This is a genomic window from Micromonospora sp. AKA38, from assembly GCF_027925725.1.
Classification (GTDB): domain Bacteria; phylum Actinomycetota; class Actinomycetes; order Mycobacteriales; family Micromonosporaceae; genus Micromonospora.
In genome coordinates this window covers 139,650-165,270 of sequence record NZ_BNEI01000010.1, presented here as the reverse complement: position 1 = coordinate 165,270, position 25,621 = coordinate 139,650, and the positions used below count along the sequence as shown (strand labels likewise).

Sequence of the window (25,621 nt, the reverse complement as noted above, 5' to 3'; positions counted from 1 at the left end):
GCATAGGCTGGGCGGATGGTTGAGCGCAGCGAGTTCGTACCGACCGAGGCGAGCGTCCGGCGGGCGCTGGGCCGCGCCGCCACCGGTCGGGCGTTGGACGCGGACGAGGCGGCGGCCCTGCTCACCGCACGCGGCGCGGCGCTCGACGAGCTGTTCCGCATCGCCGGGGAGATCCGCGACGCCGGGCTGCGTGAGGCCGGCCGGCCGGGCGTGGTCACGTACTCCAAGAAGGTCTTCATCCCGCTGACCCGGCTCTGCCGGGACCGCTGCCACTACTGCACGTTCGCCACCGTGCCGCACCGGCTGCCCGCCGCCTACCTGGAGCGCGACGAGGTCCTCGCCATCGCCCGGGAGGGCGCGGCGCAGGGCTGCAAAGAGGCGCTGTTCACGCTCGGCGACCGGCCGGAGGAGCGCTGGCCGGCGGCCCGCGAGTGGCTGGACGAGCGGGGCTACGACTCCACGCTCGACTACCTGCGCGCCTGCGCGGTGGCGGTGCTGGAGGAGACCGGCCTGCTGCCGCACCTGAACCCGGGCGTGCTGTCCTGGTCGGAGTTGCAGCGGCTCAAGCCGGTCGCACCGAGCATGGGCATGATGCTGGAGACCACCGCGACCCGGCTCTGGTCGGAGCCGGGCGGCCCGCACTTCGGCTCGCCGGACAAGGAACCCGCGGTGCGGCTGCGGGTGCTCGACGACGCCGGTCGGGTCGGCGTGCCGTTCACCACCGGCATCCTGATCGGCATCGGCGAGCACCGGGCCGAGCGGGTCGACGCGTTGTTCGCGATCCGTCGCGCGATGCGGGAGTACGGCCACCTCCAGGAGGTGATCGTGCAGAACTTCCGCGCCAAGCCGGACACCGCGATGCGCGGCATGCCGGACGCGGAGCTGCACGACCTGGCCGCGACCGTGGCGGTGGCCCGGGTGCTGCTCGGCCCGAAGGCGCGCATCCAGGCCCCGCCGAACCTGATCGCCGGCGAGTACGACCTGCTGCTGCGCGCCGGCATCGACGACTGGGGCGGCGTCTCCCCGGTGACGCCGGACCACGTCAACCCGGAGCGGCCCTGGCCGCAGCTCGACGAGCTGGCCGCGCGGACCGCGGCCGCCGGGTTCACGCTGCGCGAGCGGTTGACCGTCTACCCGGAGTACGTGCGGGCCGGCGGGCCGTGGCTGGACCCGCGCCTGCTGCCGCACGTCACCGCGCTCGCCGAGCCGGCGACCGGGCTGGCGGTCGAGGCGGCCCGCCCGGTGGGGCGGCCCTGGCAGGAACCGGAGGAGGTCTTCGGCGGCCGGACCGACCTGCACGTCACCATCGACGTGACCGGGCGGACGGAGGACCGGCGCGGCGACTTCGACAGCGTCTACGGCGACTGGTCCGAGGTGGCGAACAAGGTCACCCGCCCGGTGCCCGGGACCGGCGGCGGGGACGCCGACCTGCGCGCCGGCCTGCGGCTGGCGGCGGACGACCCGGCCGCGCTGCTGACGCCGGCGCACGAGGCACAGGCGCTGGCGTTGTTCGGCGCGGACGGCCCGGCGCTGGACGAGTTGTGCCGGACCGCCGACGACGTGCGCCGGGACGCGGTCGGCGACGACGTGACCTACGTGGTCAACCGGAACATCAACTTCACGAACGTCTGCTACGTGGGCTGCCGGTTCTGTGCGTTCGCGCAGCGGGAGAGCGACGCCGACGCGTTCCGGCTCTCCCTGAAACAGGTCGCCGACCGGGCCGAGGAGGCGTGGACGGCCGGTGCCACCGAGGTCTGCCTCCAGGGTGGCATCGACCCGAAGATGCCGGTCACCGGCTACGCCGACATCGTCCGCGCGATCAAGGCGCGGGTGCCCGGGATGCACGTGCACGCGTTCTCCCCGATGGAGATCGTCACCGCCGCCGCGAAGGCCGGCGTGCCGGTGCGGGAGTGGCTGGGCATGCTGCGCGAGGCCGGGCTGGACACCATCCCGGGCACCGCCGCGGAGATCCTCGACGACGACGTGCGCTGGGTGCTCACCAAGGGCAAACTGCCGGCCGCCGCCTGGGTCGAGGTGGTCAGCACGGCCCACGAGCTGGGCATCCGGTCCAGCTCCACGATGATGTACGGGCACGTCGACCACCCCGGCCAGTGGCTGGCCCACCTGCGGGTGCTGGCCGGCGTGCAGGACCGTACCGGCGGGTTCACCGAGTTCGTGGCGCTGCCCTTCGTGCACACCAACGCGCCGATCTACCTGGCCGGCATCGCCCGGCCGGGGCCGACCTGGCGGGAGAACCGGGTGGTGCACGCGATGGCCCGGCTGCTGCTGCACGGCCGGATCGACAACATCCAGTGCTCCTGGGTGAAGCTCGGCGACGCCGGCACGGTGGAGATGCTGCGCGGCGGCTGCAACGACCTCGGCGGCACGCTGATGGAGGAGACCATCTCCCGGATGGCCGGCTCGGGCAACGGTTCGGCCCGTACCGAGGAGCAGTTGCGGTCGATCGCCACGGCGGCCGGCCGGCCGTTCCGCAAGCGGACGACCGCGTACGGTAACGCCCGCGCCTGACGTCGAACCTTTCGCCGCGCCGCGCCGTACCTGTGGGTGCCGGCGGCGGTTGCGGCGAGGACCGCCGCCGGTGACCCCCAGCCCGGGGATCCGGCGGCGTCCGGGTGCCCGGTCCCCGCGGCGCTGCGGCGCCGGTTGCGGAAAGGTTGCCGATGAGCACTGACGAGACCACCGACGCGCCGAAGCGGCGGCCCTGGCCGCGGCTGACCCGCCGGCAGACGCTGACCGCCGCCGCGAGCGCCACGCTGGGCGCGGCGGCGCTCACCGTGCCGGGCCTGTCCGCCGCGCAGAACGCCCCCACCGCGGGCCGGCGCGACGAGCCGATCGTGGTCCACCTGCGCGACGCCGCCACCGGCACGATGGACGTCTTCGTCGGCACGACCCGGGTCCAGGTGCGCGACCGTGGGCTGGCCGACCGTCTGGTGCGCGCCGCCCGCCGCTGACCCCGCTCCTCCCGGCGCGGGCTCCCGGCGCCGGTCCGACAGACGTTTCCCCGACGAAGGTGTGGTCCGCCATGTCCTCTCACCGCGAGGCCCCGGAGATCGCCAAGGATCCGGTCGCCGACAGTTCCGACCTGTACGCGTTCGTCAGCCCGACCCGGCCGGACACGGTCACGTTGATCGCCAACTACGTGCCGGTGCAGCTTCCCTCCGGCGGCCCCAACTTCTTCGAGTTCGGTGACGACGTCCGGTACGAGATCCACGTCGACAACGACGGCGACGGTTACCCGGACGTCACCTATCGTTTCGAATTCACCACCGAGATCACGAATCAGAACAGTTTTCTCTACAACACCGGGCCGATCGAGTCGCTTGACAGCAAGAACTGGAACCGGCGGCAGTTCTACAGGCTGACCCGGATCGCGGACGGCCGGGAGCACGTGCTGGCGAACAAGCTGCCCTGCCCGCCGTGCAACGTCGGCCCGCTGTCCACGCCGAACTACCAGAACCTGGTGAAGCAGGCGACGTTCAAGTTGTCCACCGGCGAGAAGGTGTTCGCCGGCCAGCGCGCCGACGGGTTCTTCGTCGACCTGGGCGCGGTGTTCGACCTGGGTACGCTGCGACCGTTCCAGCAGCTCCACGTGGCCGGCAAGAAGCTGTTCAAGACCGAGGGCGAGCCGGTCAACGCGTTGGACCGGCTGAACGTGCACAGCATCGCGGTCCAGGTGCCGTTGGGCAAGGTGCGCCGGAAGGCCGCCCGGTACGGCTACGCCGACCGCGCGTCGACGATCGGCGTCTGGACCACCGCGTCCCGGCAGCAGGTGCGGGTGCTCGGCGACCGGGTGTCCGCGGACACCGCCACCGGCCCCTTCGTCCAGGTGTCCCGGCTCGGCAACCCGTTGTTCAACGAGGTGATCGTGCCGATGTCGAAGAAGGACCTGTGGAACACGCTGCCGCCGTCGGAGGACAAGCGGTTCGCCGGGTTCGTCGAGCGCCCCGAGCTGGCCGCGCTGCTGCCGGTGCTCTATCCGGGTGTCTTTCCCAACCTGGACGCGTTGAACAAGGCGAAGAAGCCGCGCGCCGACCTGGTGGCGCTGCTGCTCACCGGCGTACCGGCCGGGCTGGTCGACGGCTTCGCGAACACCACCGGCGACACCCAGGCCGACATGCTGCGGCTGAACACGGCGATCCGGCCCAGCGCCCGGCCGGACCGTTTCGGGGTGCTCGGCGGCGACCTGGCGGGCTTCCCCAACGGCCGCCGGGTCACCGACGACGTGGTGACCATCGCGCTGCGCGCGATCGCCGGGTTGACCGTCCCGCTGGTCGACCGGACGTTCAAGCCGGACGCCGCGGCGGCAGCCGTCACGCCGGGTCTGGACGCGACGGACGTGACCGCGCCGTTCCTCGGTGACTTCCCGTTCCTCGGCACCCCGTACGACGGGTTCGGCAACCCGCCGGCGAAGCGGTCCTGAGGGGAGGGGGCGGCATGCACCGGCACCACGACCTCGGCCCGTCGTACCGCGGGACCGTGCTGCTCGACCTCGGCGGCGACACCGGCGCACTGATCATCCACACCGGCCGGGACCTGCACGGACGGGAGATCGAGATCAGCCGCGCGGACCGGGACGGCCCGCGTACCCACTCGGCGGTACGGGAGCGGCACGTCCTGGACGGGGTGTTCCACAGTGCCGTCTACCCGGACCTGGAGGCGGGCGTTTATACCGTCTGGTGGGACGATGACACATCGGCCGGCGCGATCTCCGTCACCGGCGGGGCGATCACCGAATTCGTCTGGCCGACCAGTTCACCACCGCGAACCGACTGACCGAACGCTCAGTGACCCACGCGCCCCGTCCACATGTTGGACGGGGCGCGGTCGGCGTTGGCGGGCTGGACGGGCGGTACCGCGCCGAGCGCGTTAACCTTTGCCCCACCATTAGTGATCTTGGGCGGCGGCCGACGGGGGCGTCCGGCCGGCCCGCCGGTGTTGCGCCACGGCAGAAAACTTGGGGCAACTCGCCGGGGAGGGCGTTACTCGCCCGGGGTCTGAATCGATAGGGCAGGTTGCGAGGCTACGGACGGCCGCAGCGGTCGCGCCGGACGTGTCGGGAGGGCGACTCCATTATCAAGTTTGGCTTGACGGCGCACGCATTACACGCGTGTAATTTGAATGGGGTTGTTCGCGCGGAACGCACTAATTGGGTCCGTACGGACAAGCACGCCTTTCGCGTGGGGGGTTGCAGCGGCGAATGACGCCGGTGCGCGACAAGGAGGCAATCGATGGACGGCCAGCTCGAGGTGGCCGACCTGCTCGGGAACGCGCCGGAGTGGCAGGAGCGGGCGCTCTGCTCGCAGACCGACCCGGAGGCGTTCTTTCCCGAGAAGGGCGGCTCGACCCGCGAGGCGAAGCGCATCTGCTCGCGGTGTGAAGTCAAGACGGAATGTCTGGAGTACGCGCTCGGCCACGACGAGCGGTTCGGGATCTGGGGCGGGCTCTCCGAACGGGAGCGGCGCAAGCTCAAGCGGCGGGTGGCCGCCTGACCCGACATGGACCGGGCGGTGGGGGCCGCCCGGGTCCGTGGGGTGCGCGGGGTGCGACGGGGCCGGCGATCAGGCCAGCTCGTCGGGGTCGACCCCGAGCAGGTTCGCCACCTGCTCGATGATCACGTCGTGCACGAGATCCGCGAGGTCCTCCCGGTCCATCGCGCGGAACTCCAACGGTCGCCGGTAGAGCACGATGCGCGGCGGCACCTCCTGCCGGCCGGGGCGACCCGGCAGCAGTCGGGCGAGCGGCACCTCGCCGTCCTCCAGCACGTCCGAGTCGTAGACGTTCAGATCCGGTGGGACGTCCTCGACGGCGAACTCCACCCCGGCCAGCTCCTTGGCGAACCGGCGTTCGAGCGTCTCCACGGTGTCGAGCACCAGGTCGTCGAAGACCTCGGCCTTGGTCCGGGCCAGCGGCACGGTGGCCGGCACCAGCCGCCCGCGCAGCCCGCGACCGTGCCGGTCGCGGTGGGTGCGCCGGCCCGAGCCGGGGCGGCTGTTCTGCGGGCTCGTCATGACGCACAGGGTAGCCCGGTGACCCGGCCGTCCCGCCGTCGCGCGGCGCGCCCGGCGCGCCGGTGCGCCGATCGGACGAATTGTGATCACCGTGACGGGCGTGTCGTAACGCGAAGCGGTGCGCCGGACCCGGTAATGGGGATACCCTGCCGCACGTGAGGTCACCACGGCGCTGCTCCCGTAACGGCTGCCCCCGGCAAGCGGTCGCCACATTGACCTATGTCTACAACGAGTCGACAGCGGTGGTGGGCCCGCTCGCGGCGTTCGCCGAACCGCACACGTACGACCTGTGTGAGCAGCACGCCCGCAGCCTGACCGCCCCGCGCGGCTGGGACGTGGTACGGCACGAGGGCGAGTTCGAGCCGCCGCCGCCCACCACCGACGACCTGGTCGCGCTGGCCGAGGCGGTCCGCGAGGCCGCCCGCCCGGCGCCGCCGCGTCCCCCCGAGGACCCCCACCCCAAGCCGAACTCCCAGCCTCCGCACCAGCAGGGCCGTCGCGGCCACCTCCGGGTGATCCCGCCCAACCACTGACCGTCGGGTCAGTGGCCCAGAAAACGGTTGAAGAGGGTGGCGCGGCGGGCCGGGCGATGGGTGCGGTTCTCGGTGGCGTCGGCCGACGACATGATCTTCAAGCCGGCGTTCATGGCCAGCCACCGCAGCGGCTCCGGCTCCCAGCGCGGCGAGCGGTGCCCGACCCAGGGCAACGCGGTCAGGTCGCTCGCCTCGCCCCGGATCAGGTCGGCAAGCGTACGGCCGGCCAGGTTGCTGGTGCCCACCCCGTCGCCGACGTACCCGCCGGCCCAGGCCAGCCCGGTGCGGCGGTCCAGCCCCACCGAGGCGGCCCAGTCCCGGGCCACACCGAGCGGGCCGCCCCAGGCGTGCGTCACCGGCACGTCCGGCCCGAGCGCGGGAAACAGCTCGCCGAGCGTGCGGCGCAACGCCGCGAACACCCGGGGCTCCCGGTCGAAGCCGGGGCGCACCCGGGAGCCGTAGTGGTAGGGGGCGCCCCGCCCGCCGAACGCCAGCCGACCGTCGGCGGTGCGCTGGCCGTACACGATGAGATGCCGGTGGTCGGCGAACGTCTCCCGGTCGGCCAGGCCGATCCGGGCCCAGGTCTCCGCCGGCAGCGGCGCGGTGGCCACCATCAGTGAGTACACCGGCGCGACCGCCCGCCGGTGCCCGGGCAGCCCCGGCGTGAAGCCCTCGGTGGCGCGGACCACCACCGGCGCCCGGACCACGCCCGCCGGGGTCACCGCCGCGCCGGGCCGCAGCGCGGTGACCGGGGTGCGTTCGAAGACGCGTACGCCCCGGCGCTCCACCGCCCGGGCCAGGCCCCGGACCAGCTTCGCCGGCTGCACGGTGGCGCAGTGCGGCGTGTACGTGCCGCCGCGTACCCCGTCGGCGGCGCAGCGGGCGGTGGCCTCGGCGGCGTCGAGCAGCACCAGGTCGTCGTCGGTGAGCCCGTGCGCGTGGGCCTGGGCGACCTCGGCGCGGGCCCGGTCGAGCTGCGCCCCGGTGCGGGCCAGTACCACGGTGCCGCCGGGCCGCCAGTCGCAGTCGATGCCCTCGGCGGCGGCCACCCGACCCACCTCGTGGACGGTGTCGTGCATGGCCCGCTGCATGGCCAGCGCCCGGTCCGGCCCGTGGCGTCGGGCCAGCGCCGGCAGCGAGGTGGGGAACAGCGCCGAGCACCAGCCGCCGTTACGGCCGGACGCGCCGTACCCGGCGATCTCCCGCTCCAGCACGACGACCCGCAGCGTCGGATCGGCCCGCGCCAGGTAGTACGCCGTCCACAGCCCGGTGTACCCGGCGCCCACGATCGCCACGTCGGCGTCCGTGTCGCCGGGCAGGCCGGGCCGTGGGGTCAGCGGCTCGTCCAGGTCGGACAGCCAGTGGGACAACTCCTGGTAGCGCACCGTCTACAGCCGGGACCACGCCTCGGTCAACACCGTGCGCAGGATCTGCTCGATCTCGTCGAACTGCTGTTGCTCGGCGATCAGCGGCGGGGCTAGCTGCACCACCGGGTCGCCCCGGTCGTCGGCCCGGCAGTAGAGCCCGGCCTGGAAGAGTGCGGTGGAGAGGAAGCCGCGCAGCAGCCGCTCGGACTCCGCCTCGTCGAACGTCTCCCGGGTCGTCTTGTCCTTGACCAGCTCGATGCCGTAGAAGTAGCCGTCGCCCCGGACGTCGCCGACGATCGGCAGGTCGGTCAGCTTCTCCAGGGTGGCCCGGAACGCGTCCTCGTTGGCCCGGACGTGCCCGACCAGGTCCTCCCGGGCGAACACCTCCAGGTTGGCCAGCGCCACCGCGCAGGAGACCGGGTGCCCGCCGAATGTCACGCCGTGGGCGAACATGCCGGTCTCGGTGAGGAACGGCTCCATCAGCCGGTCGCTGGCGATCATCGCGCCGAGCGGCGCGTAGCCGGAGGTGATGCCCTTGGCGGTGGTGATGATGTCCGGCTGGTAGCCGTACCGGGTGGCGCCGAAGTACTCGCCGAGCCGGCCCCAGGAGCAGATCACCTCGTCGCTGACCAGCAGCACGTCGTACGCGTCGCAGATCTCCCGCACCCGGGCGAAGTAGCCGGGCGGCGGCGGGAAGCAGCCGCCGGAGTTCTGCACCGGCTCCAGGAAGACCGCGGCGACCGTGTCCGGCCCCTCCCGTTCGATCGCCCGGCCGATCTCGTCGGCGGCCCACCGGCCGAACGCCTCGGCGTCGTCGCCGTGCTCCGGAGCGCGGTAGAAGTTGGTGTTCGGCACCTTGATCCCGCCGGGCACCAGCGGCTCGAAGTCGCTCTTGATGCCGGGCAGCCCGGTGATCGACAGTGCGCCCATCGAGGTGCCGTGGTAGGCGATGTAGCGGCTGACCACCTTGTGCTTGTTGGGCTGGCCGGTGCGCTTGAAGTAGGCGCGGGCCAGCTTCCAGGCCGCCTCGACGGCCTCGGAGCCGCCGGTGGTGAAGAAGATCCGGTTCAGGTCGCCGGGGGTCAGCGCGGCGATCTTCTCGGCCAACTCCACGGCGGTCGGGTGGGCGTACGACCAGAGCGGGAAGTAGGCCAGCTCGCCGGCCTGCTTGGCGGCGGCCTCGGCCAGCTCGGTCCGGCCGTGGCCGGCGTTGACGACGAAGAGCCCGGCGAGCCCGTCGAGGTAGCGGCGGCCCTGCGCGTCCCAGACGTACGCGCCCTCGCCCCGCACGATGGTCGGAACCTCGCCGGCGGAGTAGCTGGCCATCCGGGTGAAGTGCATCCAGAGGTGGTCGGTGGCGTTGGCCATGTCAGCCCCATCGGGTCTCGGGCCGGTCAGGGGTGACACCGGCCGCTCTGTCCACGGTTATCCCACAGTCGATACGGCCAAGGCAAGTGTTATCGGTGGCGCAGGAGGGTAGGCGCGACGAATTCGGCGCGCTGTGGGCTTCCACACAACGGAAACCGCACCCTCGTGATTCGTCGTCCCGGCGAACCCGGCGCGTCCGGGCGGCGAGTGCGCTCACCGGCTACCAACTTGAGCGCGTGGACGGTTCACCGTCGTGAGCCGTCCACGCCATCAAGTTCGTAGGGCCCGGCAGCCCCACCCCGCGCGGAGCGCCGCCCGTCCGGTCTCGGACAGCGGTCGAGGACGTTCGGGACGTCCGCCAACACGTCCCACCGCAACACGCCGGTGGACCGCAGACGTGCACACGCAGCGTGGCTATCGTGCGGCGCAGCGCATCGAGCGACGCGACGGTGAGCGGGGTGTCCCGCCGCCGGCCGTCGAGTGACGAGGGCGGAGGGGTCCGTTGGCGAACGAGGTGCTGCGGTTGGCGATGGCGGAGCGGGGCGAGACGGCCGAGTCGCTTGCCGCGAAGGTCCAGGTCGATCCGAAGACGGCGGCACGCTGGCTGACGGCCGACCGCATCCCGCATCCGCACAGCCGGGTCGCGGTCGCCGAGGTGCTGGGCCGCGAGGTCGCCGAGCTGTGGCCGGAGCCGTTCCGCCGCCGCGACCTGCCGTGGTTCCGCCCGTGGGCCGACCTGGAGCAGGACGCCACCTCGTTGCGATCGTATGAGCCGCTGCTCGTGCCGGGCCTGCTCCAGACCGAGGGGTACGCCCGCGCGGTGCTGGGCACCGGCGCGTTGCTGCCGCCCGCCGAGGTGGACGAGATCGTGGCGAGCCGGATCGCGCGTCAGCGCGTCCTCGACCGGGGCGACCCGCCGCAACTCGTCGTGGTGATCGACGAGGTGGTGCTGCGCCGGCCGGTCGGCGACGGGTCGGTGATGGCCGGGCAACTCCGGCATCTCGCGGCGGTCGCCGAGTGGGAGCACGTCCAGGTCCGGGTGATTCCGGCCGACAACCCGTGGCACACCGGGCTGGCCGGCCCGTTCGTGCTGGGCCGGCTGCCCGACGGGACGGAATTGGCGTATCTCGACAATCAGCTTCGCGGTCAGGTCGTGACCGATCCGGTCGACGTGGCTAGCCTGGGTCGGAGGTGGGAGAGCGTGACCGGCGAGGCGCTGCCCCGGCGGCGCTCGATGGAGCTGATCAGGGGAGTGGCGGAGACATGGACATGACCGGCGCCCGCTGGCGCACCGCGACCCGCAGCAGCAACAACGGCGGAAATTGTGTCGAGGTGGCCGACAACCTGCCCGGTCGGGTGCTGGTGCGCGACAGCAAGGACCGCGCCGGCGGCACGCTCAGCTTCACGCCGACCGCCTGGCGGGCCTTCGTCGGCCAGGCTCAGGCCGTGCCCCAGGTGTAGGTCTGCTTGCGCAGCTTGAGATAGACGAACGCCTCGGTCGACAGCACCCCGGGCACGCCGCGCAGCTTCTGGAGGATCTCCAGCAGGTGCGCGTCGTTGCGGCACACCACCTCGGCCAGCAGGTCGAACGAGCCGGCGGTGATCACCACGTAGTCGACCTCCTCGAACTCGGCGAGCCGGTCGGCCACCGGCTCCAGGTCGCCGTCGGTGCGCAGCCCGATCATGGCCTGCCGGGGGAAGCCGAGTTGGAGCGGATCGGTCACCGCAACGATCTGCATGACGCCGGCGTCGAGCAGGCGCTGCACGCGCTGGCGTACCGCCGCCTCGGAGAGGCCGACCGCCTTGCCGATGCTCGCGTACGGGCGGCGGCCGTCCTCCTGGAGCTGCTCGATGATCTGCTTGGCCACGTCGTCCAACAGAGCGTGATTGGAGCCCTCACGCACGGTGACGCGGCGGGTGCCGTTGCCGTTCTCCAGTTGCCGGTTGGCCATCGCCGCTCCCCATGTCCGATTCGCTGTGCAGAAGCGTAGTGCCCCGGCGCAGTCTGGCGTAATTCGTGGTCCTTAGCTATTCCCACAACGGAATCCCTTGTGAGAGAGGGTTCCTCATGTCAGGATCAGGCCTCCATCGCCACTGACCTCCCGCCGGCGAGCCACCCCCGTCCCGCCGCCGACGATGCCCCCAAGGAGTCGTCACATGCGTAGTCCCCTCCGGACGCTCACCCGGCGTGGTCTGCTCACCGGAACGCTCGGCTCGGCCGCGCTGCTCGCCACCGCGGGCACGCTTGCCGGCTGCGGCACGAAGGGCGCCCAGCAGACCGAGGCCGGCTGTAAGAGCGACGACGTGTCCGCCACCGAGAAGAAGCTGGCGTTCTCGAACTGGCCGCAGTACATGGACACCGACGAGAAGGACGAGTCGAAGCGCCCCACGCTCGACGCGTTCATCGCCAGCACCGGCGTCCAGGTGACCTACACCGAGGACGTCAACGACAACAACGAGTTCTTCGGCAAGGTGCAGAACCAGCTCGCCGGCTGTCAGAGCACCGGCCGGGACATCATGGTGCTCACCGACTGGATGGCCGCCCGGATGATCCGGCTCGGCTGGGTCCAGAAGCTGGACAAGGCGAAGATCGGAAATGTCGAGGCGAACCTGCTGCCGTCGCTGCGTGGCCGGTCCTTCGACAAGGACACCCAGCTCGCGATCCCATGGCAGTCCGGCCTCGCCGGTCTGGCCTACAACGCCAAGGTGGCCAAGGAGATCCGCACCGTCGACGAGCTGCTCACCCGCCCCGACCTCAAGGGCAAGGTGACCGCGCTGTCGGAGATGCGCGACACCATGGGCCTGCTGCTCCAGTCGAACGGCCACGACCCGGCCAACTTCACCCCGGCCCAGTTCGACGACGCGCTGAACAAGCTCAAGAAGGCCGTGGACAGCAAGCAGATCCGGCGCTTCACCGGCAACGACTACGCGCCCGACCTGGCCAAGGGTGACATCGCCGCGTGCATCGGCTGGTCCGGCGACGTGATCCAGCTCGGCTTCGAGGACTCCAAGATCAAGTTCGTGGTGCCGGAGTCCGGCGTGATGCTCTGGTCGGACAACATGCTGGTGCCGAACAAGGCCACCCACAAGGCCAACGCCGAGGCGCTGATGAACTACTACTACGACCCGGCGGTGGCGGCGAAGCTGGCCGCGTACGTCAACTACATCTGTCCGGTGCAGGGCGCGCAGGCCGAGATGGAGAAGATCGACCCGGACCTGGCGGGAAACCCGCTGATCTTCCCGGACGACGCGATGCTGGCGAAGTCGAAGGTCTTCATGGCCCTCGACGAGCAACGCGAGAAGGAGTACGAGACCAAGTTCCAGCAGGTCATCGGGGCGTGAGGCAGATGGCGCAGGAAACACCGGCCGGCGATCTGCGACTGGCCGACCTGACCAAGCGGTTCGGCGTCTTCACCGCCGTGGACGACCTCAGCCTCACCGTTCCGCAGGGCTCGTTCTTCGCCCTGCTCGGCGCGTCCGGCTGCGGCAAGACCACCACACTGCGGATGATCGCCGGGCTGGAGACACCGACCGGCGGGCAGGTGCTGCTCGGCGACCGGGACATCACCGGGCTGCGGCCGTACAAGCGGCCGGTCAACACCGTGTTCCAGAGCTACGCGCTCTTTCCGCACCTCGACATCCACGAGAACGTGGCGTTCGGGCTGCGCCGCCGGGGTATCCGCAAGGTGGGCGACCAGGTCGAGCGGATGCTCGCGTTGGTGCAGCTCCAGGGGTACGGCCGACGCCGGCCGGCCCAGCTCTCCGGCGGCCAGCAGCAGCGCGTCGCGCTGGCCCGGGCGCTCATCAACCACCCGCAGGTGCTGCTGCTCGACGAGCCGCTCGGCGCGCTCGACCTGAAACTGCGCCGGCAGATGCAGCTTGAGCTGAAGCGCATCCAGACCGAGGTCGGCATCACGTTCGTGCACGTCACCCACGACCAGGAGGAGGCCATGACGATGGCCGACACGGTCGCGGTGATGAACGCCGGCCGGATCGAGCAGCTCGGCGCGCCGGCTGACATCTACGAGTACCCGGCCACCGCGTTCGTGGCGAACTTCCTCGGCCAGTCCAACCTGCTCGCCGGTGAGGCCGGCGGCCACGCCGGGGACGACGTGCTGGTCACCGCGCACGGCGCGCGCTTCTCGGTGCCCGCCGGCCGGGCCCGGCTCGTCGACGGGCCGGCCTTCCTCGGCGTACGCCCGGAAAAGCTGCACCTGGTCGACGGCCCCGACGAGGTGCCCGCCGGCCACCAGCACGTCGGCGGCGTGGTCACCGACGCCTCCTACGTCGGGGTGAGCACCCAGTACCTGGTGCGCACCGCGTGGGGCAGCGAGCTGTCCGTGTTCGCGGCGAACAGCGGGCTGGGCGGTCGGCTCGCCACCGGCACGCCGGTGACCGCGCACTGGGACCCCCGGCACGCGTTCCTGCTGCCCCGGGCCGGCGGGGCGGACGACCAGACCACGCCGCTGCTCGACGAGCCGCCGGTCGGGGCGTTGCCGTGACCGCGCTGGCCCACGTCCCCACCTCCGCCGGGTCACCCGCGCCCCCGCCGGCGCGGCGCGGGCGGAACCGGCTGCTGCCGTACCTGCTGTTGCTGCCCGGCGCGGCCTGGCTGCTGGTCTTCTTCGCGCTGCCGCTGCTGCAACTCGCCGCCGCCAGCCTCTACGACCCGGCCGGCTCGCTCTCCACCGGGTACGCGATGACCTGGGCGGTCGGCAACTACCCGGACGCGTTGCAGGCGTACTGGCCGCAGTTCCTGCGGTCCTTCCTGTACTCGGCGATCGCGCTGGTGCTGGCGCTGCTGATGGGCTACCCGCTGGCGTACGCGATCGCGCAGAAGGCCGGCCGCTGGAAGAACCTGCTGCTGGTGGCCGTGGTCGCGCCGATGTTCACCAGCTTCCTGGTGCGCACGCTGGCCTGGAAGACCATCCTGTCGGACAACGGCGCGGTGGTCGGACTGCTGCGCGACGTGCACCTGCTCGGGCCGGACGGCCGGCTGCTGGCCACCCCGATCGCGGTGGTGCTCGGCCTGACGTACAACTTCCTGCCGTTCCTGGTGCTGCCGCTGTACGCGAGCCTGGAGCGGCTCGATCCCCGGCTGCTGGAGGCGGCGAGCGACCTGTACGCGAGCCCGCTGCGCGCGTTCGCCCGGGTCACGTTGCCGCTGTCGATGCCCGGCCTGATCGCCGGCACGCTGCTGTTCTTCATCCCGGCCACCGGCGACTACATCAACGCGGAGCTGCTCGGCACGCCGAACGAGTACATGATCGGCAACGTCATCGACTCGGCGTTCCTGGTCCGGCTCGACTATCCGCAGGGCGCGGCGCTGTCGTTCCTGCTGATGGCCGCGATCCTGGTGATCGTCTTCGCCTACCTGCGCCGGGCCGGCACGGAGGAGGTGCTGTGAACGCGCGACGCTGGCTCGCCGACCGGTGGGTGATGGGCGTGGCCCTGCTCGTGCTCGGCTACCTCACGCTGCCGATCCTGGTGGTCGCCGGGCTCTCCTTCAACCGCCCGTCCAGCCGGGTCTCCTACGACTTCAACGAGTTCACGCTGGACAACTGGGCCCGCCCCTGCGCCACCGCCGACATGTGCGACGCGGTGGTGCGCAGCATGGAGATCGGTCTGATCGCCACCGTGGTCTCCACCGTGCTCGGCACGCTGATGGCGTTCGCGCTGGTCCGGCACGGCTTCCGCGGCCGGTCCGGGATCAACGGCCTGATCTTCCTGCCGATGGCCACCCCGGAGCTGGTGATGGGCACCTCGTTGCTCGCGCTCTTCGTCGCCGCCGGCGTGCCGCAGGGCTTCTGGACCATCGTCATCGCGCACGTGATGTTCTGCGTGTCGTTCGTGGTGGTCACCGTGAAGGCCCGGCTCGCCGGCATGGACCGGCGGCTGGAGGAGGCCGCCATGGACCTGTACGCCAGCGAGTGGCAGACGTTCCGCCGGATCACGCTGCCGCTGGTGCTGCCCGGCATCGTCGCCGCCGCGCTGCTGGCGTTCTCACTCAGCTTCGACGACTTCATCATCACCAACTTCAACGCCGGCACCACCGTCACGTTCCCGATGTACGTCTGGGGCGCCGCCCAGCGGGGCATCCCGCCGCAGGTCAACGTCATCGGCACGGCCATGTTCGGAATAGCGTTGCTGCTGGTCGGGGCCAGCTCGCTGCGCGGCCGGCGGGCCCGCAAGGCGGCGCTCGCGGTGATCGCCACCCCGGCGGGCAGGCCATGACGCTCCCGCATACCGGCCGGGCGCTGGCCGACGCCGCGCCCGTGCCGTACTGGCTGGACCGCCCGACACGCCCCGACCCGCTGCCGCCGCTCACCGGCCCGGCGACCGCCGACCTGCTGGTGATCGGCGGCGGATACGCCGGGCTGTGGACCGCGCTGCTGGCCAAGGAGGCCGACCCGGACCGCGACGTGCTGCTGGTCGACGCCGGCACCTGTGGCTGGGCGGCGTCCGGGCGCAACGGCGGGTTCTGCGCCGCGTCGCTCACGCACGGGCTGGCCAACGGCGTCGAGCGGTTCCCCGACGAGATCGGCGAGCTGGAACGGCTCGGCCGGGAGAACCTGGACGCGATCGGCGCGACGATCGACAGGCACGGCATCGACTGCGACTTCGAACGCACCGGCGAACTGGCGGTGGCCGTCGCGCCGTACCAGCTCGACGGGCTCGCCGCCGACGCCGAGCTGGGCCGCCGGCACGGCCGCGACGTGCGGCTGCTCGACCGCGACGAGGTACGCGCCGAGGTGGCCTCGCCGACGTACCTCGGAGGGCTCTGGGACACCGACGGGACGGCGCTGCTCGACCCGGCGAAGCTCGCCTGGGGGCTGCGCCGGGCCGCGCTCGACCTCGGCGTCCGGATCCACGAGCACACCCGGGTCACCGGGCTGACCGCCGACGGCCCGGCGCTGCGCGCCACCACGGCCGGCGGCGCGGACGCCGCGCCCGGCGCGGTACGCGCGGCCCGGGTGGCGCTGGCCACCAACGCGTTCCCGCCGCTGCTGCGCCGACTGCGCGCCTGGACCGTGCCGGTCTACGACTACGCGCTGATGACCGAGCCGCTGACCGCCGCCCAGCGGGACGCGGTCGGCTGGCGCAACCGGCAGGGGCTGGCGGACACCGGCAACCAGTTCCACTACTACCGGCTCACCGCCGACAACCGGATCCTGTTCGGCGGCTACGACGCCGTCTACCACTACGGCAACCGGGTGGCCCCCGCGCTGGAACAACGCGAGGCCACGTTCCACACGCTGGCCGCGCACTTCCTCACCACGTTCCCGCAACTGGACGGGCTGCGGTTCAGCCACCGTTGGGGCGGCGTCATCGACACCTGCACCCGGTTCTGCGCGTTCTTCGGCACCGCCCACCAGGGGCGACTGGCGTACGCGGCCGGGTACACCGGGCTCGGCGTCGGCGCGACCCGGTTCGGCGCGCGGGTCACGCTCGACCTGCTCGCCGGCGCGGACACCCCGCTCACCCGACTCGACCTGGTCCGCCGCAAGCCGCTGCCGTTCCCGCCGGAGCCGATCCGGGCCGCCGGCATCAACCTCACCCGATGGTCGCTCGCCCGCGCCGACGCGCGGGACGGGCGGCGCAACCTCTGGCTCCGTACTCTCGACCGCTTTGGACTGGGGTTCGACTCCTGATGCGTATCCTGCTCGTCGGCGCCGGTGGCGTCGGCTCCGCCGCCGTATCCATCGCCGCCCGCCGTTCCTTCTTCGAGACCATGGTGGTCGCCGACCACGACCCGGCGCGCGCCGCCCGGGCGGTCGCCGGACACGGCGACCGGTTCGTGGCCGCCACCGTCGACGCCTCGGACGCCGACGCGGTCGCCGCGCTCTGCCGGGAACACCGGATCACCCACGTGTTCAACGCGGTCGACCCGCGCTTCGTCCTGCCGATCTTCGACGGGGCGTTCGCGGCCGGCGCCGACTACCTCGACATGGCCATGTCGCTGTCCCGGCCGCACCCCGACCGCCCCTACGCGGAGACCGGCGTCAAGCTCGGCGACGAGCAGTTCGCCGCCGCCGACCGCTGGGCCGCCGCCGGCCGGCTGGCGCTCTGCGGCATCGGCGTCGAGCCGGGCCTGTCCGACGTGTTCGCCCGCTACGCCGCCGACGAGCTGTTCACCGAGATCGACGAGATCGGGGTACGCGACGGCGCGAACCTCACCGTCGCCGGCTACGACTTCGCGCCGTCGTTCTCCATCTGGACCACCATCGAGGAGTGCCTCAACCCGCCGGTGGTCTGGGAGGCCGACCGCGGCTGGTTCACCACCGAGCCGTTCAGTGAGCCGGAGGTCTTCGACTTCCCGGCCGGCATCGGCCCGGTCGAGTGCGTCAACGTGGAGCACGAGGAGGTGCTGCTCATCCCGCGCTGGGTGAAGGCGAGGCGGGTCACCTTCAAGTACGGCCTCGGCGCGGAGTTCATCGAGGTGCTGCGCACGCTGCACAAGCTCGGCCTGGACTCGACCGCCCCGGTGCGGGTGCGTGGCGTCGACGTGGCGCCGCGCGACGTGGTGGCCGCCGCGCTGCCCGACCCGGCCACGCTCGGCGATCGGATGAGCGGCAAGACCTGCGCCGGCACGTACGTCACCGGCACCGGGCCGGACGGCCGGCCCCGCCGGGTCTACCTCTACCACGTGGTCGACAACGAGTGGTCGATGACCGAGTACGGGCACCAGGCGGTGGTCTGGCAGACCGCGGTCAACCCGGTCGTCGCGCTGGAGCTGCTGGCCACCGGCGCCTGGTCCGGCACGGGTGTGCTCGGCCCCGAGGCGCTGCCGCCGACGCCCTTCCTCGACCTGCTCACCGACTACGGTTCCCCCTGGGGGATGGAGGAACGATGACCCGCTACGGCCCGATGTACGGCCCCGACGTCACGTTCCTCGGCGTGCCGCCGTGCACGGTCGAGGAACCGGTCACCTACGCCGACGCCGACGTGGTGGTCATCGGCGCGCCGTTCGACGGCGGCACCTCGCACCGGCCGGGCACCCGGTTCGGGCCGTCCGCCATCCGGCAGGCCTGCTACCTGCCGCACGACGGCTCCCGCCCGTCGCTGGCGCTGCGCGTGGACGCGCTCAAGGACCTGTGCGTCTACGACGCCGGGGACGTGGAGATGTTCGGCGGCGACATCGAACGCTCGCTGGCCGCGCTGGAGACCGCCGTGCACGCGGTCGCCGCCGCCGGGGCGATCCCGGTGGTGCTCGGCGGCGACCACTCCATCGCGCTGCCGGACGCCACCGGCGTGGCCCGGCACCACGGGCTCGGCCGTGTCTCGCTCGTGCACTTCGACGCGCACGCCGACACCGGCGACGTCGAGTTCGGCTCGCTGCACGGGCACGGCCAGCCGATGCGCCGGCTCATCGAGTCCGGCGCGGTACGCGGCGACCGGTTCCTCCAGATCGGCCTGCGCGGCTACTGGCCCGGCCCGGACACGTTGGCCTGGATGGCGGAGCAGCGGATGCGCTCGTACGAGATGACCGAGATCGTGGCGCGCGGCCTGGACACCTGTCTCACCGAGGCGTTCGGCATCGCCACCGACGAGTGCGAGGGCGTGTTCCTCTCCGTCGACGTGGACGTGGTCGACCCCGGCATGGCCCCCGGCACCGGCACCCCCGAGCCCGGCGGGTTCACCTCCCGCGAGCTGCTCGACGCAGTCCGCCGGGTCTGCTACGAGCTGCCCGTGGTCGGCCTGGACGTGGTCGAGGTCGCCCCGCCGTACGACCACGCAGACATCACCGCCTACCTCGGCAACCGCGTCGTCCTTGAGGCCCTGTCCGCGATTGCCCGCCGCCGCCGCGACGCCGAGACGGGCACGACCTGGAACCCCACCCAACCCCTCCTCGACGCCCGCTGAACGTGGCCCATCCGGTTTAGCCCGAGCTATAGTTGTGCCATGGGCGCTGACAGGAAGCGGTGGTCGGTCCGGGTCACCGGTGAGGTCCGGCACTGGCTGCGCGACCTGCGGCACGACGACCCGGCGTCCTACGAGAGCGTGCGCGTGGCGGTGGACAAGCTGGCCGAGGTCGGGCCAGGGTTGGGGCGTCCTCTCGTGGACACGTTGCGCGGCAGCAGCCTGCGCAACCTCAAGGAGTTGCGGCCCCAGCTCCGGTCGCGACGTGGCGATCCGGGTGCTGTTCGTCCTCGACCCGTGGTCCCAGGCCGTACTCCTGGTCGCCGGCAACAAGGCGGGCGACTGGAGCCGCTGGTACCAACGGCACATCCCGGCGGCCGAGATCGCCTACAAGGCCTGGCTCGACAACGAACGTGAGCGAAGGGGGGAGTCGTGACGGAGTTCCACGACTGGGACGAGGTCCGCGCCGAACTCGGCGGCGACGACGAGGCGTACGCGCAGGAGCGCGCCCGGACCGAGGCCTGGGTGAGCGCCTTCCACCTGTCCGAGGAGCGCAAGCGGTTGGGGCTCACCCAGCGGCAGGTCGCCGAGATCATGGGGGTCACGCCGGGCCGGGTGAGTCAGATCGAGAACGGTGACCTCGACGTCAACGAGGTGGCCACGTTGAGCCGGTACGCCAACGCCCTCGGTGCCCGACTGCGGATCATCTTCGACTACGGCGACGACCTTCGGCAGATCGCCTGATGAGGGCCACCGGGGGTCAGTGACGCGGGCAGTGGGGGAGCAGGCGTAGGCGCTCGGTGGTCTCGGTGAGCGAGTTGGGCTCGACGACCAGGCGGGCGGTGGCGGTGGCGGGGCCGGGGCGGAAGGTGCCCGCGTCGGCGGGGACGGTCGCCGTCCAGGTGCCGGCCGTACGCTCGTCGGTGCACGCGCCGATCACGCCGAACCCGAAGCCGGTGACGTCGGTGCCCCGCACCCGCTGAGCCAGGTGCACCTCGATGTACGCCAGGCCGCGTTCGTCGCCGCAGTCGAACCGGCCCCGCACCGTGCCGGTGTGCGCGTGGACGTCGGCGGCGCCGAACCAGTTGACGGAGATCGCCGGGGCCGAGGCGGCCGGGCTCGGGGCGGCGAGCGCGGCGCCCGGTGCGAGTCCGAGGGCGGCGGCGGTGGCCAGCGTGGTGAGGCCGGCGGCGAGCAGGGATGGTCGGACCTGGTGCATGCGCGGCTCCTGGGACGAGGATCCGAAGTGGACGGCACCAGCATCCCACCCCCGCGAAGCCCACAAGCTGCAAGATCTTGGACAGGAAGGACGGCCCCCTGTTGACGCCTCCGGCACAGCAGGGCGCCCCGCTAACCGGCGGTCCGGCTGAACGGTCCGGGGCTGGCATCCGTATCAGGCGTCGAGGACACCGACGACGGGAGACAACGTGAGGGTGCAGCGCAAGCACGTGCTGGCGGCGACCGTGGCGGTGGTCGCCTCGGTGGGCCTCTCGGTCGGCACCGGAATGGGATTCGCGGAGACCACGCCGGCCGGGCGGTCCGCCTGCGTCGGGTCGGTGACGTTCTCGGCGGAAGGCGGGGCACCGGCCGCCACCAGCGACCGGTTCCCGGCGGGCACCCGGCTGCGGGTGACGAACCTGGACAACAACAAGAGCGCCACCGTGACCGTGGTCGGGCCGTCGGGCAGTTGCGTGCTGCTCAACGCCGCGGCCATGGACCTGGTCCGCGAGCCGGGCAAGAACGTCATCCGCCGCAACGTGGTGGAACGCCTCGACGGTGCCGCTCCCGCCCCCGGCGGCGGGCAGCCGGTCGAGACGCGGCCCGGCAACGCGCAGCCGATCGGCGGCAGCGTCTGCGCCGGAGCGATCACGTTCTCCGCCGAGGTCGGCGCGCCGGCCGCCACCAGCGGACAGTTCCCGGTCGGCACCCGGCTGCGGGTGACGAACCTGGACAACAACAAGAGCGCCACCGTGACCGTGGTCGGGCCGTCGGGCAGTTGCGTGCTGCTCAACGCCGCGGCCATGGACCTGGTCCGCGAGCCGGGCAAGAACGTCATCCGCCGCAACACGGTGCAGTTGCTGCGCTGACCACGAGGGGAGTGGAACACCACGGGCGGGACCTGGGGGGATCAGGCCCGTGGTGCTCCACGATCAGGGGGCGGCCGGGTCAGCCGAACGCGGCATCGAGAATGTCGAGGCCCCGGCCCAACTCGCCGTCGGCGATCACCAGCGGGGGCAGGAAACGCAGCACGTTGCCGTAGGTCCCGCAGGTCAGGGTGAGCAGCCCGGCCGCGTGGCAGGCCGCCGACAGCGCCGCCGTGGCGACCGGATCGGGGGTGGTCCCGCCCGGCTGCACGATCTCCACGGCGAGCATCGCGCCCCGGCCGCGTACCTCGGCGACCCGCGGGTCGCGGGCGGCGATCGCGTGCAGCCGCTCGCCCATCACCGCGCCGATCCGGCGCGCGGCGGCGGGCAGATCCAGCTCCCGCATCGTCTCCATCGCCGCGAGCGCGGCGGCGCAGGCGACCGGGTTGCCGCCGTACGTGCCGCCGAGACCACCGACGTGCACCGCGTCCATCAGCTCCGCCCGCCCGGTCACCGCCGCCAGCGGCAGCCCGCCGGCCATGCCCTTGGCGAGCGTGACCAGGTCCGGCTCGACGCCCTCGTGCTGGCAGGCGAACCAGTCGCCGGTGCGGCAGAAACCGGTCTGGATCTCGTCGGCGACGAAGACCGCCCCGGCCGCCGTCGCCCACTCGCGCAACGCCGGCAGGAACCCCTCGGCGGGTACGACGAAGCCGCCCTCGCCCTGGATCGGCTCGATCAGCAGCGCGGCCACGTTCTCCGCGCCCACCTGCTTCTCGATCATCTCGATCGACCGGGCCGCCGCGGTCGCCCCGTCGAGCCCGCCGTCGCGCAGCGGATACGACATCGGCACCCGGTAGACCTCCCCGGCGAACGGCCCGAACCGGTGCTTGTACGGCATGTTCTTCGCGGTCAACGCCATGGTCAGGTTGGTCCGACCGTGGTAAGCGTGGTCGAACACCACCACCGCCGGCCGCCCGGTCGCGTGCCGGGCGATCTTCACCGCGTTCTCCACCGCCTCGGCGCCGGAGTTGAACAGCGCCGACCGCTTCTCGAAGCCGCCCGGCGTCACTGCGTTGAGCTGCTCGCACACCGCCACGTACGACTCGTACGGCGCGACCATGAAACAGGTGTGGGTGAACCGCTCGACCTGGGCGCGGACCGCCTCGACCACCTTCGGGGCGGAGTTGCCCACGTTGGTGACCGCGATGCCGGCCGCGAAGTCGATCCACTCCCGCCCGTCCACGTCGGTGAGCGTGCCGCCGCCCGCCCGGTCGACGTACGCGTCGACGACGCTGCCCACGCCCCGGGCCACCGCCGACGCCCGGCGCTTGCGCAGCTCCTCGCTGGATGCCATGAATCAGCCCTCGATGTGGTGCATGACGTGCTTGATCCGGGTGTAGTCCTCCAGGCTGTAGACCGACAGGTCCTTGCCGTGGCCGGAGTGCTTGAAGCCGCCGTGCGGCATCTCCGACACGAACGGGATGTGCGTGTTCACCCAGACGCAGCCGAAGTCCAGCCGGCGGGTCATCCGCATGGCCCGGCCGTGGTCGCGGGTCCAGACCGAGGCGGACAGGCCGTACTCGACGCCGTTGGCCCAGCGCACCGCCTCGTCCTCGTCGGAGAACCGCTGCACGGTGATCACCGGCCCGAACACCTCGTCCTGGATGATCTCGTCGGCCTGCCGGACGCCGGAGACCACGGTCGGGGCGTAGAAGAAGCCCCGCTCGCCGACCCGGCTGCCGCCGGTGGTGACGTCCGCGTGATCCGGCAGGCGGTCCACGAAGCCGCTGACCCGGGCGAGCTGGTTGGCGTTGTTCAGCGGGCCGTAGAGCACGTCCGCGTCGTCCGGCCCGCCGGTGCGGGTGTTGCGGGCCTGCTCGGTGAGCGCGGCCACGAAGTCGTCGTGGATGCCCGGGCCGGTCAGCACCCGGGTCGCGGCCGTGCAGTCCTGGCCCGCGTTGAAGTAGCCGCCCACCGCGATCGCCTCGGCCGCCGCCGCCACGTCCGCGTCGTCGAAGATCACCACCGGGGCCTTGCCGCCCAGCTCCAGGTGGGTCCGCTTCAGGTCCGGCGCCGCCGCGGCGGCGACCTCCATGCCCGCCCGGGTCGAGCCGGTGATCGACACGAGCTGCGGGGTCGGGTGGGAGACCAGCGTACGACCGGTGTCCCGGTCGCCGCAGACCACGTTGAACACACCCGGCGGCAGGTGCTCGGCGGCGATCTCGGCCAGCAGCAGCGTCGACACCGGCGTGGTGTCCGACGGCTTCAGCACCACCGCGTTGCCCGCGGCGAGGGCCGGGGCGATCTTCCAGACCGCCATCATCAGCGGGTAGTTCCAGGGCGTCACCTGCGCGCAGACGCCGATCGGCTCGCGCCGCACGTACGACGTGTGGCCGGCCAGGTACTCACCCGCCGAACGCCCCTCCAGCAGGCGCGCCGCGCCGGCGAAGAACCGCAGCTCGTCCACGGCCGGGGGCAGCTCCTCGTCGGTGGTGAGCTGCCGGGGCTTGCCGGTGTTGCGCACCTCCGCGTCGACCAGGTCGGCGGCCCGGGCCTCCACCGCGTCGGCGAACTTCAGCATCGCCCGCTGCCGCTCCGCCGGGGTGGCGTCCCGCCAGCCCTCGAACGCGGTGGAGGCGGCCCGCATCGCCGCGTCCACGTCCGCCGGCCCGGACACCGGGGCGCGGGCGAACACCTCGCCGGTGCACGGGTCGACCAGATCGGCGTAGCCGCCGTCCACCGGGTCGACGTACTCGCCGTTGACGAAGTTGCGCAGCTGCTGCTGGTCGCTCATCTCAAGTCTCCGAGAGGGTGGCCGGAAGGAAGGTCAGCGGAGGTTCTCGCAATCTGACTGCCATCTTGGCTACTGAATTCGAGGCAGACAAGGGTTTGGGCAACTGTTTCCGCGCGAGCGTTCCTGGTCTACGCTGCCGGACGTGGAGCCGAGAGCCTTCTACGTCGCCGGCCGCCCCGCCCACGGCGAGGCAGAGCTGACCGTCACCCACCCGTACGACGGGCGGGCGGTGGGGCGTACCACGCTCGCCACTGCCGACCAGGTCGAAGCCGCCGTCGCGGGCGCCGCCCGGGTGGCCGCGGAGGCCGCGGCCCTGCCCGCGCACGTCCGCGCCGCCGCCCTGGACCATGTGTCCCGGCGGCTCGCCGAACGGGCCGACGAGGTCGCGGCGCTGATCACCGCCGAGAACGGCAAGCCGGTCAAGTGGGCGAAGGCCGAGGTCGGGCGCGCGATCTCGACCTTCCGCTGGGCCGCCGAGGAGGCCCGCCGCTTCTCCGGCGAGCTGCAACGTCTCGACACCGACCCGGCCGCCACCGGCCGGATCGCGCTGGTCCGGCGCGTGCCGCGCGGGCCGGTGCTCGGCATCACCCCATTCAACTTCCCGCTCAACCTGGTCGCCCACAAGGTCGCTCCGGCGCTCGCCGTCGGCGCCCCGATCGTGGTCAAACCGGCTCCGGCCACCCCGCTCACCGCGCTGCTGCTCGGCGAACTCCTCGCCGAGACCGACCTGCCCGACGGCATCTTCTCGGTGCTGCCGCTGCCCAACGAACGCGCCGCCGAACTGGTCGCCGACCCGCGCCTGCCGGTGGTCTCGTTCACCGGCTCCGGCCCGGTCGGCGCGGCCATCCGCCGCGCCGCCCCGGACAAGCACGTCACGCTGGAGCTGGGCGGCAACGCGGCGGCGGTGATCTGCGCCGACTGGTCGGCCGACGAGGACCTGACATTCGCCGCGCACCGCATCGCCACGTTCTCGAACTATCAGGCCGGGCAGTCGTGCATCGCGGTGCAGCGGGTCTACGTGCACGAACGGCTCCACGACGGCTTCCTGCCCCGGCTCGTCACCGCCGTCGAGGAACTGCGCACCGGCGACCCCCGCTCCGAGCTGACCGACGTCGGGCCGCTGGTGTCCGTCGAGGCGGCGCAGCGGGTGGAGGCGTGGGTGGACGAGGCGGTCGCCGCCGGGGCCACCATCGAGGTGGGCGGCCGGCGCGACGGCGCGACCTACCCGCCGACCGTGCTCAGCGGGGTGCCGGCCGACGCGAAGGTCTGCGCCGAGGAGGTGTTCGGGCCGGTGCTCGTGGTCGCCCCGGTCCCGGACGACCAGGCCGCGTTCGCCGCGGTCAACGACTCCGCGTACGGGTTGCAGGCCGGCGTCTTCACCCACCGGCTGGACGTGGCGTTCGCCGCCGCCCGGACACTGGAGGTCGGCGGCGTGATCGTCGGCGACGTGCCGTCGTACCGGGCCGACCAGATGCCGTACGGCGGGGTGAAGGGCTCGGGCGTCGGGCGGGAGGGGCTGCGCAGCGCGATGGACGACTACACCGAGCCGCGCGTCCTGGTGCTCACCGGGGTGGCGTTGTAGGCG

Annotated in this window: 26 protein-coding genes; 19 read left to right on the top strand and 7 right to left on the bottom strand. The window is 72.3% G+C overall.

The features are described from left to right. Positions 1-15 precede the first annotated feature (15 nt). The 5 genes from TPA0908_RS31215 to TPA0908_RS31195 all read left to right on the top strand — a co-directional run bounded on the left by TPA0908_RS31215 (position 16) and on the right by TPA0908_RS31195 (position 5,510). The gene (locus tag TPA0908_RS31215) at positions 16-2,529 is read left to right on the top strand and encodes a bifunctional FO biosynthesis protein CofGH (RefSeq protein ID WP_281944062.1); all 2,514 of its coding nucleotides are present in this window, start codon (positions 16-18) and stop codon (positions 2,527-2,529) included. Positions 2,530-2,681: 152 nt separating this feature from the next. Continuing rightward, entirely contained in the window at positions 2,682-2,972 is a 291-nt protein-coding gene (locus TPA0908_RS31210) for a hypothetical protein (RefSeq protein WP_107157760.1), read from the top strand. A gap of 71 nt (positions 2,973-3,043) precedes the next feature. Next, a complete protein-coding gene (locus TPA0908_RS31205; RefSeq protein ID WP_281944060.1) occupies positions 3,044-4,441 on the top strand; it encodes a DUF4331 domain-containing protein in 1,398 nt (465 codons plus the stop codon). A gap of 14 nt (positions 4,442-4,455) precedes the next feature. Then, entirely contained in the window at positions 4,456-4,794 is a 339-nt protein-coding gene (locus TPA0908_RS31200; protein ID WP_281944058.1) for a phospholipase, read from the top strand. Between the two features lie 455 nt (positions 4,795-5,249). Further along, positions 5,250-5,510, top strand: coding sequence for a WhiB family transcriptional regulator (locus TPA0908_RS31195; RefSeq protein ID WP_013284161.1), 261 nt, complete (start codon positions 5,250-5,252; stop codon positions 5,508-5,510). 69 nt (positions 5,511-5,579) lie between these two features. Here TPA0908_RS31195 and TPA0908_RS31190 read toward each other — a convergent pair whose 3' ends face one another. After that, positions 5,580-6,029 carry a metallopeptidase family protein gene (locus TPA0908_RS31190; RefSeq protein ID WP_107157758.1) on the bottom strand — a complete coding sequence of 150 codons (450 nt, stop codon included), beginning with the start codon at positions 6,027-6,029 and terminating at the stop codon, positions 5,580-5,582. A gap of 155 nt (positions 6,030-6,184) precedes the next feature. On the opposite strand from TPA0908_RS31190, the gene TPA0908_RS31185 reads away from it, so the two are divergent. After that, on the top strand, positions 6,185-6,562 hold the full coding sequence (locus TPA0908_RS31185) for a DUF3499 domain-containing protein (protein ID WP_107157757.1): 378 nt from the start codon (positions 6,185-6,187) through the stop codon (positions 6,560-6,562). A gap of 8 nt (positions 6,563-6,570) precedes the next feature. On the opposite strand, the gene TPA0908_RS31180 is transcribed toward TPA0908_RS31185, so the two are convergent. Continuing rightward, positions 6,571-7,947, bottom strand: a complete 1,377-nt coding sequence (locus tag TPA0908_RS31180; RefSeq protein WP_281944051.1) for an NAD(P)/FAD-dependent oxidoreductase — start codon at positions 7,945-7,947, stop codon at positions 6,571-6,573. Between the two features lie 3 nt (positions 7,948-7,950). After that, the gene (locus TPA0908_RS31175; RefSeq protein WP_281944050.1) at positions 7,951-9,297 is read right to left on the bottom strand and encodes an aspartate aminotransferase family protein; all 1,347 of its coding nucleotides are present in this window, start codon (positions 9,295-9,297) and stop codon (positions 7,951-7,953) included. Positions 9,298-9,826: 529 nt separating this feature from the next. Between TPA0908_RS31175 and TPA0908_RS31170 the strand changes: the two genes are divergently transcribed. Then, on the top strand, positions 9,827-10,570 hold the full coding sequence (locus TPA0908_RS31170) for a helix-turn-helix domain-containing protein (protein ID WP_281944196.1): 744 nt from the start codon (positions 9,827-9,829) through the stop codon (positions 10,568-10,570). Next, positions 10,561-10,758 carry a DUF397 domain-containing protein gene (locus TPA0908_RS31165; RefSeq protein ID WP_281944049.1) on the top strand — a complete coding sequence of 66 codons (198 nt, stop codon included), beginning with the start codon at positions 10,561-10,563 and terminating at the stop codon, positions 10,756-10,758. Before TPA0908_RS31170 ends, TPA0908_RS31165 begins: the two co-directional genes overlap by 10 nt. Here TPA0908_RS31165 and TPA0908_RS31160 read toward each other — a convergent pair. After that, complete coding sequence (locus TPA0908_RS31160; protein ID WP_281944047.1) at positions 10,737-11,249, bottom strand: Lrp/AsnC family transcriptional regulator; 513 nt, start codon at positions 11,247-11,249, stop codon at positions 10,737-10,739. The genes TPA0908_RS31165 and TPA0908_RS31160 overlap by 22 nt on opposite strands. A 205-nt stretch (positions 11,250-11,454) precedes the next feature. Between TPA0908_RS31160 and TPA0908_RS31155 the strand changes: the two genes are divergently transcribed. The 9 genes from TPA0908_RS31155 (at position 11,455) to TPA0908_RS31115 (ending at position 19,902) form a co-directional block, all read left to right on the top strand. Continuing rightward, complete coding sequence (locus tag TPA0908_RS31155; protein WP_281944046.1) at positions 11,455-12,639, top strand: polyamine ABC transporter substrate-binding protein; 1,185 nt, start codon at positions 11,455-11,457, stop codon at positions 12,637-12,639. A gap of 5 nt (positions 12,640-12,644) precedes the next feature. Beyond that, positions 12,645-13,799 carry an ABC transporter ATP-binding protein gene (locus TPA0908_RS31150; protein WP_281944044.1) on the top strand — a complete coding sequence of 385 codons (1,155 nt, stop codon included), beginning with the start codon at positions 12,645-12,647 and terminating at the stop codon, positions 13,797-13,799. Then, positions 13,796-14,704 carry an ABC transporter permease gene (locus TPA0908_RS31145; protein WP_107157750.1) on the top strand — a complete coding sequence of 303 codons (909 nt, stop codon included), beginning with the start codon at positions 13,796-13,798 and terminating at the stop codon, positions 14,702-14,704. The genes TPA0908_RS31150 and TPA0908_RS31145 overlap by 4 nt, the downstream gene beginning before the upstream one ends. Continuing rightward, a complete protein-coding gene (locus TPA0908_RS31140) occupies positions 14,701-15,531 on the top strand; it encodes an ABC transporter permease (RefSeq protein ID WP_281944041.1) in 831 nt (276 codons plus the stop codon). The genes TPA0908_RS31145 and TPA0908_RS31140 overlap by 4 nt, the downstream gene beginning before the upstream one ends. Next, positions 15,528-16,949 (top strand): NAD(P)/FAD-dependent oxidoreductase, encoded by a 1,422-nt coding sequence (locus TPA0908_RS31135; RefSeq protein ID WP_281944039.1) that lies wholly within the window; start codon positions 15,528-15,530, stop codon positions 16,947-16,949. Before TPA0908_RS31140 ends, TPA0908_RS31135 begins: the two co-directional genes overlap by 4 nt. After that, a complete protein-coding gene (locus tag TPA0908_RS31130) occupies positions 16,949-18,151 on the top strand; it encodes a saccharopine dehydrogenase family protein (RefSeq protein WP_281944037.1) in 1,203 nt (400 codons plus the stop codon). The genes TPA0908_RS31135 and TPA0908_RS31130 overlap by 1 nt, the downstream gene beginning before the upstream one ends. After that, positions 18,148-19,161 (top strand): agmatinase, encoded by a 1,014-nt coding sequence (speB, locus tag TPA0908_RS31125; protein ID WP_281944035.1) that lies wholly within the window; start codon positions 18,148-18,150, stop codon positions 19,159-19,161. The genes TPA0908_RS31130 and speB overlap by 4 nt, the downstream gene beginning before the upstream one ends. A 262-nt stretch (positions 19,162-19,423) precedes the next feature. Then, entirely contained in the window at positions 19,424-19,594 is a 171-nt protein-coding gene (locus TPA0908_RS31845; protein WP_374709284.1) for a type II toxin-antitoxin system RelE/ParE family toxin, read from the top strand. Continuing rightward, positions 19,591-19,902 (top strand): helix-turn-helix domain-containing protein, encoded by a 312-nt coding sequence (locus tag TPA0908_RS31115; RefSeq protein WP_281944033.1) that lies wholly within the window; start codon positions 19,591-19,593, stop codon positions 19,900-19,902. Before TPA0908_RS31845 ends, TPA0908_RS31115 begins: the two co-directional genes overlap by 4 nt. 16 nt (positions 19,903-19,918) lie before the next feature. On the opposite strand, the gene TPA0908_RS31110 is transcribed toward TPA0908_RS31115, so the two are convergent. After that, complete coding sequence (locus tag TPA0908_RS31110) at positions 19,919-20,377, bottom strand: hypothetical protein (protein WP_281944031.1); 459 nt, start codon at positions 20,375-20,377, stop codon at positions 19,919-19,921. 208 nt (positions 20,378-20,585) lie between these two features. Here TPA0908_RS31110 and TPA0908_RS31105 point away from each other — a divergent pair, with 208 nt between their 5' ends. Further along, positions 20,586-21,245, top strand: coding sequence for an RlpA-like double-psi beta-barrel domain-containing protein (locus TPA0908_RS31105; protein WP_281944029.1), 660 nt, complete (start codon positions 20,586-20,588; stop codon positions 21,243-21,245). A gap of 79 nt (positions 21,246-21,324) precedes the next feature. Here the strand turns inward: TPA0908_RS31105 and gabT are convergent, their stop codons facing one another. Further along, the gene (gene gabT, locus TPA0908_RS31100) at positions 21,325-22,596 is read right to left on the bottom strand and encodes a 4-aminobutyrate--2-oxoglutarate transaminase (RefSeq protein WP_281944027.1); all 1,272 of its coding nucleotides are present in this window, start codon (positions 22,594-22,596) and stop codon (positions 21,325-21,327) included. A 3-nt stretch (positions 22,597-22,599) separates the two neighbouring features. Next, positions 22,600-24,036: a gamma-aminobutyraldehyde dehydrogenase gene (locus tag TPA0908_RS31095; RefSeq protein ID WP_281944026.1), complete on the bottom strand. Its 1,437-nt coding sequence runs from the start codon at positions 24,034-24,036 to the stop codon at positions 22,600-22,602. A gap of 142 nt (positions 24,037-24,178) precedes the next feature. On the opposite strand from TPA0908_RS31095, the gene TPA0908_RS31090 reads away from it, so the two are divergent. Continuing rightward, positions 24,179-25,618, top strand: a complete 1,440-nt coding sequence (locus TPA0908_RS31090) for an aldehyde dehydrogenase family protein (RefSeq protein WP_281944024.1) — start codon at positions 24,179-24,181, stop codon at positions 25,616-25,618. Positions 25,619-25,621 lie beyond the last annotated feature (3 nt).

Excerpts from the sequence above, each read along its gene's own strand:
- TPA0908_RS31215 (WP_281944062.1), top strand. The coding sequence starts at position 16 with ATGGTTGAGCGCAGCGAGTTCGTACCGACCGAGGCGAGCGTCCGGCGG.
- TPA0908_RS31210 (WP_107157760.1), top strand. The coding sequence starts at position 2,682 with ATGAGCACTGACGAGACCACCGACGCGCCGAAGCGGCGGCCCTGGCCG.
- TPA0908_RS31205 (WP_281944060.1), top strand. The coding sequence starts at position 3,044 with ATGTCCTCTCACCGCGAGGCCCCGGAGATCGCCAAGGATCCGGTCGCC.
- TPA0908_RS31200 (WP_281944058.1), top strand. The coding sequence starts at position 4,456 with ATGCACCGGCACCACGACCTCGGCCCGTCGTACCGCGGGACCGTGCTG.
- TPA0908_RS31195 (WP_013284161.1), top strand. The coding sequence starts at position 5,250 with ATGGACGGCCAGCTCGAGGTGGCCGACCTGCTCGGGAACGCGCCGGAG.
- TPA0908_RS31190 (WP_107157758.1), bottom strand. The coding sequence starts at position 6,029 with ATGACGAGCCCGCAGAACAGCCGCCCCGGCTCGGGCCGGCGCACCCAC.
- TPA0908_RS31175 (WP_281944050.1), bottom strand. The coding sequence starts at position 9,297 with ATGGCCAACGCCACCGACCACCTCTGGATGCACTTCACCCGGATGGCC.
- TPA0908_RS31170 (WP_281944196.1), top strand. The coding sequence starts at position 9,827 with ATGGCGGAGCGGGGCGAGACGGCCGAGTCGCTTGCCGCGAAGGTCCAG.
- TPA0908_RS31165 (WP_281944049.1), top strand. The coding sequence starts at position 10,561 with ATGGACATGACCGGCGCCCGCTGGCGCACCGCGACCCGCAGCAGCAAC.
- TPA0908_RS31160 (WP_281944047.1), bottom strand. The coding sequence starts at position 11,249 with ATGGCCAACCGGCAACTGGAGAACGGCAACGGCACCCGCCGCGTCACC.
- TPA0908_RS31155 (WP_281944046.1), top strand. The coding sequence starts at position 11,455 with ATGCGTAGTCCCCTCCGGACGCTCACCCGGCGTGGTCTGCTCACCGGA.
- TPA0908_RS31150 (WP_281944044.1), top strand. The coding sequence starts at position 12,645 with ATGGCGCAGGAAACACCGGCCGGCGATCTGCGACTGGCCGACCTGACC.
- TPA0908_RS31135 (WP_281944039.1), top strand. The coding sequence starts at position 15,528 with ATGACGCTCCCGCATACCGGCCGGGCGCTGGCCGACGCCGCGCCCGTG.
- TPA0908_RS31130 (WP_281944037.1), top strand. The coding sequence starts at position 16,949 with ATGCGTATCCTGCTCGTCGGCGCCGGTGGCGTCGGCTCCGCCGCCGTA.
- speB (WP_281944035.1), top strand. The coding sequence starts at position 18,148 with ATGACCCGCTACGGCCCGATGTACGGCCCCGACGTCACGTTCCTCGGC.
- TPA0908_RS31110 (WP_281944031.1), bottom strand. The coding sequence starts at position 20,377 with ATGCACCAGGTCCGACCATCCCTGCTCGCCGCCGGCCTCACCACGCTG.
- gabT (WP_281944027.1), bottom strand. The coding sequence starts at position 22,596 with ATGGCATCCAGCGAGGAGCTGCGCAAGCGCCGGGCGTCGGCGGTGGCC.
- TPA0908_RS31095 (WP_281944026.1), bottom strand. The coding sequence starts at position 24,036 with ATGAGCGACCAGCAGCAGCTGCGCAACTTCGTCAACGGCGAGTACGTC.